The following is a 4,254-nucleotide window of genomic DNA, read 5'->3' as shown; positions in this document are numbered from 1 at the left end:
CTATCTTCTGGGGGGGGGGGCGGGGGGGCTTGCCGCGGGGCCCCCCCCCCCCCCCGGCGGGGGGGCCCGGGGGCCCCCCGGCCCCCCCCGGCCCCCCCGCGTCCGCGGTCGGCCAGGCCGTTGTCCGGGTCTCAGGCTGCCCTGGGCTCCACGAACTGCATGTCGAGCTGGATCTTCACCACGTCACCGAGCAGTCCTGGCGCGAAGTCCAGGCCGAAATCGCTGCGCCGGATCTCGCCCGTCGCCTCGAACCCGGCGTGCCGGCTGCCGTCGACCGGCACGTCGACCAGCCCGCCGAACTCCACATCGAGCGTCACGGGACGCGTCACGTCCCCGATCGTCAGCTCGCCCTCCATCGTCCAGTCCTCGCCCTCGCCCGACACCCGGGTCGAGCGGAAGGCCATCGTGGGACGCTTCTCCACGTCGAGCAGATCGGACGCGCGGACATGCGCGTCCCGCTCGGCGATGCCGGTGTCGATGGAGGCCAGGGCGATCTCGGCGGTCACCCGCACGTCGTCGACCGTCTCACCGACGGACAGGGCGGCCTTCACCTCGGTGAACCGCCCGCGCACCTTGGCGATGCCCAGATGCCGGATGGTGAAGTTGACGGCCGAGTGCAGCGGGTCCAGCTCCCAGTCACCGGGGGACAGGGGCAGCGGGGTCACGGTCAGCGAGTTCGAGAAGTGGTCACGTGTCGTCATGCCTCCACCCTGAGGGCCGCCAGGCGGGGCAGGGAGACCGGGCGAAGCCTGGTAGTGGCAGGGCCACCCTCGCGCGGGCGCGCGTTGGTACGTTCGCTGAGTGAACGACAACGAGTTGGGCACCTATCTGCGGTCCTGGCGCGAGGCCGTGACCCCGGAGGAGGTCGGCCTGCCCCCGGGCGCCCGCCGCCGTACCCCCGGACTGCGCCGCGCCGAACTGGCCACGCTCGCCGGCATCAGCGTCGAGTACCTGACCCGGCTCGAACAGGGCCGCGACCGCAACCCCTCCGCGCAGGTCCTCGGCGCCCTCGCCGACGCGCTGCACCTGTCCCTGCGGGACCGGATGGTGCTGCGCCGCCTCACCAAGGAGGCGGACGGCGGCGACCCGCTGGTCTGCGGCGCGGCCCCGCCGCTCAGCCGCACCCCGCGCCCCACCGTGCGCGCCGTGCTGGACCGTCTGGAGCCCACCCCGGCCGTGGTGGTCAACTGGATCGGCGACATCCTCGCCCACACCACCGGCTACGCACGGCTGTTCGGCCCGATCGGCGTGCTCGACGGCGAGCACCCCAACCTGCTCCGCCATGTCTTCACCGACCCCCGCGCGCGGGCCGCCTACCCCGACTGGGAGCGCGAGGCAGACAACCTGGTCGCCCACCTCCGGCACGACGTGCCCCTGCGCGACCCCTACGCCGCCGAGCTGGCCGAGGAGCTGACGGTGACGGCCGGGGCCGAGTTCGCCGACCGGTTCGCCGATCTGGCGATGGCCCCGCGACGGGTCGGCACCCGGTGCGTCGAGCACCCCGAGGCCGGGCAGCTGCGGCTGCTGCACGAGACGCTGGCCCTGCCGGACGACGGCCAGCGGATCGTCGTCCACCTCCCGGCCGACGAGGCCACGGCTGCCGCGCTGGACCGCCTCGACGGACGCCGTCCGGGAGGCCTGCGGGCCGTGAGCCGGGCGGGCTGAGCCCTCCGGCCCGGATCTCCCACCGCCCGGTGCGACCCGGTGCGGTGCCGCCCGGTCCCGTCCGGTCCGGTGCCGCCCGGTCCCTCCCGGTCCGGTCCCGCCCGGTCCCGCGTAGCCCCGTCCGGTCCTGCCCCGCCGCTCGGTCCCGCCCGGCCCGGTGCCGCCCGGCCCGGTGCCGCCCGGTCCCGCGTAGCCCTGCCCGGTCCCACCGCCGCCTGGTTCCGCCCGGCCCCGTCCGGTCCTGCCCTGCCGCTCGACCCCGTCCCGCGCGGCGCCGCCCGGTCCCATCCGCCGCCCGGTCCCGCCCGGCTCGTCCGGTCCCAGCCCGCCACTCAACCCCGTCCTGTCCGGCGCCGCCCGGTTCCGTCCCGCCCGGCGCCGCCGCACGTCACTCCTCCAGCTCGTGCGCGTACGGCGGTTCTGCGCCCGCTCGGGAGCAGGTGACCGCCGCCGCGCGTGCCGCGAACCGCAGAAGCCCGGTCCAGCCGTCGGCGCCCAGGCCGGCGAGGGCGGCGGGGGAGAGGGCGTCCCGGGCCGCCAGACCGTGCAGCAGCGCCGCGTTGACGGTGTCCCCGGCGCCGATGGTGTCCACCACGTCGACCTTCTCGCCCGGCACGGAGTGCTCGGCACCGTCGCGTGTGAAGACGGTCAGCCCGTCCCCGCCACGGGTGATCACGACGGCCGAGGGCCCGGCCGCCAGCCACTCGCGCGGGCCCCCGCCCAGCCACCGCGCGTCCTCCTCGGACAGCTTCAGCAAGGTCACCGACGGCAGCCACGTCAGGAACCGGGCCCGGTAGGCGTCCGCGTCCGGGATCAGCCCCGCGCGGATGTTCGGGTCGAGCGCGGTGAACACGCCCTGCCCGGCGGCGGTCCGCATCAGCTCCTCGTACGCGCTCGCGCCCGGCTCCAGCACCAGCGAGCAGGTGCCGAACGACACCGCGCGGGTCCCCGCCGGGAGCGCGTCGGGCGCCGTGAACAGCCGGTCGGCGGTGCCCTCGACGTAGAAGGAGTACGCGGCCGAGCCGTGCGCGTCGATCGTGGCGACCGCCAGGGTGGTCGGCTCGGCGCCGCGCGCCACGCCCGACACGTCCACCCCGGCCGCGCGCAGCCCGTCCAGCAGGGCCTGGCCGAAGGCGTCGGACGAGACGCGGGAGCAGAAGGCGGTGGGGGAGCCGAGCCGGCCGAGGGCGACGGCCGTGTTGTACGGGCCGCCGCCGAGCGCGGGGCGCAGGCTCGCCAGGGCGCCCGGCCCCTGCGGCACCAGGTCGATCAGGGCCTCACCGGCGACGACGATCACGAGTCGGCTCCTTTCTCGGGCTGCGCGAGCCCTTCGGACGGGTCCGGCCGCCGGGACGGCGGTTCCGGGCAGCCGCACGAGGTGCGGTGGACGAACGTGCAGGGCAGCTGCACGGTCCGGACGGGCCGGTCCGGCTCGGCGAGGCGTTCCAGGAGCACCCGGACCGCCTCGGCGCCCAGTTCCCTGCTGGGCTGGGCGATCGCGGTGAGCCGGGGCGAGAAGAGGTCCGCCCAGGCGAAGTCGTCGAAGCAGGCGAGCGCGAGGTCGCCGGGCACGGTGAGGCCCCGCTCGCGCAGCGCGCGCAGGGCACCGATCGTCATCGCGTTGTTGGCGGTGACGATCGCCGTCGGCGGCACGGCCAGGGACAGCAGGGCCGCGGTGGCCCGCTCGCCGCCCGCCGCCTCCGAGTCGCCGTGCGCCAGGAACCGCTTCTCGAAGGGCAGCCCGGCCGCCGCCAGACCGTGCCGGTACCCGGTGATCCGCTCGCTCGTCGTGCTCAGCCCCGGCCGGCCCGCGACCAGGCCGATCCGGCGGTGCCCGAGCCCGGCGAGATGGGTGACCAGCCGGGTCATCGGCTCGACGCTGTCCGCGCAGACCTGGTCGAAGGCCTGGGCGCCCTCCGCGCGGTCGTCGACCACACGGTCCAGGAGGACGGCGGGCACGTGGTGCCGGCGCAGGTAGGCGACCAGCTCGCGCGGGTCCGCGGACGGGGCGACGATCATGCCGTCCACCCGCCGCTCGTGCAGCAGCTGGACGACCGTGCGCTCGTGCCGGGGGTCTTCGTGCGGATCGGCGATGAGCAGGCCGTAGCCGTGCTCCAGGGCGGCGGCCTCGACCCCTTGCAGGATCTCCGTGAAGTACGGGTTGCTGATCGCCGACACCGCGAGCCCGATGGACCGCGTCCGTGCGGTCACCAGGGAGCGGGCGAGGGTGTTCGGGGTGTAGCCGAGCGCGTCGATCGCGTCGAGGACGGCCTGGCGGGTGTGGGGCAGCACCGGCCTCGTCCCGTTCAGCACGTGCGAGACGGTCGCCACGGAGACCCCGGCGCTGCGCGCGACGTCGGCCATGGTCGGCATGAGCGGCCCTCCTCTTCCGGCGTTCCGCGCCGCAAGGTATCCCATCCAGCGCCGCACGTAAACGCTTGCGTAAACGTTTACGTCCAGCGCCGCGCGAGCGTGCCCGTCCGATGCCGCCATCCCCGCCCGCCAACCCCGCCCGGCCTCGCCCGCCACCCCCGCCCGGCCTCGCCCGCCACCCCCGCCCGGCCTCGCCCGCCACCCCCGCCCGGCCCC

Annotated in this window: 4 protein-coding genes; 1 reads left to right on the top strand and 3 read right to left on the bottom strand. The window is 76.1% G+C overall.

The annotated features are described in order from the left end of the window. Window positions 1–131: 131 nt before the first annotated feature. Window positions 132–701, bottom strand: coding sequence for a YceI family protein (locus AB0K92_RS33430; RefSeq protein WP_365929032.1), 570 nt, complete (start codon window positions 699–701; stop codon window positions 132–134). A gap of 100 nt (window positions 702–801) precedes the next feature. On the opposite strand from AB0K92_RS33430, the gene AB0K92_RS33425 reads away from it, so the two are divergent. Further along, window positions 802–1,665 (top strand): helix-turn-helix domain-containing protein, encoded by an 864-nt coding sequence (locus tag AB0K92_RS33425; protein ID WP_365929031.1) that lies wholly within the window; start codon window positions 802–804, stop codon window positions 1,663–1,665. A 388-nt stretch (window positions 1,666–2,053) separates the two neighbouring features. On the opposite strand, the gene AB0K92_RS33420 is transcribed toward AB0K92_RS33425, so the two are convergent. Together AB0K92_RS33420 and AB0K92_RS33415 are read right to left on the bottom strand one after the other, a co-directional pair. Further along, window positions 2,054–2,962 carry a carbohydrate kinase gene (locus AB0K92_RS33420; protein ID WP_365929030.1) on the bottom strand — a complete coding sequence of 303 codons (909 nt, stop codon included), beginning with the start codon at window positions 2,960–2,962 and terminating at the stop codon, window positions 2,054–2,056. After that, entirely contained in the window at window positions 2,959–4,038 is a 1,080-nt protein-coding gene (locus AB0K92_RS33415; RefSeq protein ID WP_365929029.1) for a LacI family DNA-binding transcriptional regulator, read from the bottom strand. The genes AB0K92_RS33420 and AB0K92_RS33415 overlap by 4 nt, the downstream gene beginning before the upstream one ends. Window positions 4,039–4,254: the final 216 nt, after the last annotated feature.

It is taken from the genome of Streptomyces sp. NPDC052687 (genome assembly GCF_040678395.1).
GTDB lineage: Bacteria > Actinomycetota > Actinomycetes > Streptomycetales > Streptomycetaceae > Streptomyces.
This window is presented reverse-complemented; position numbering and strand designations above follow the sequence as displayed.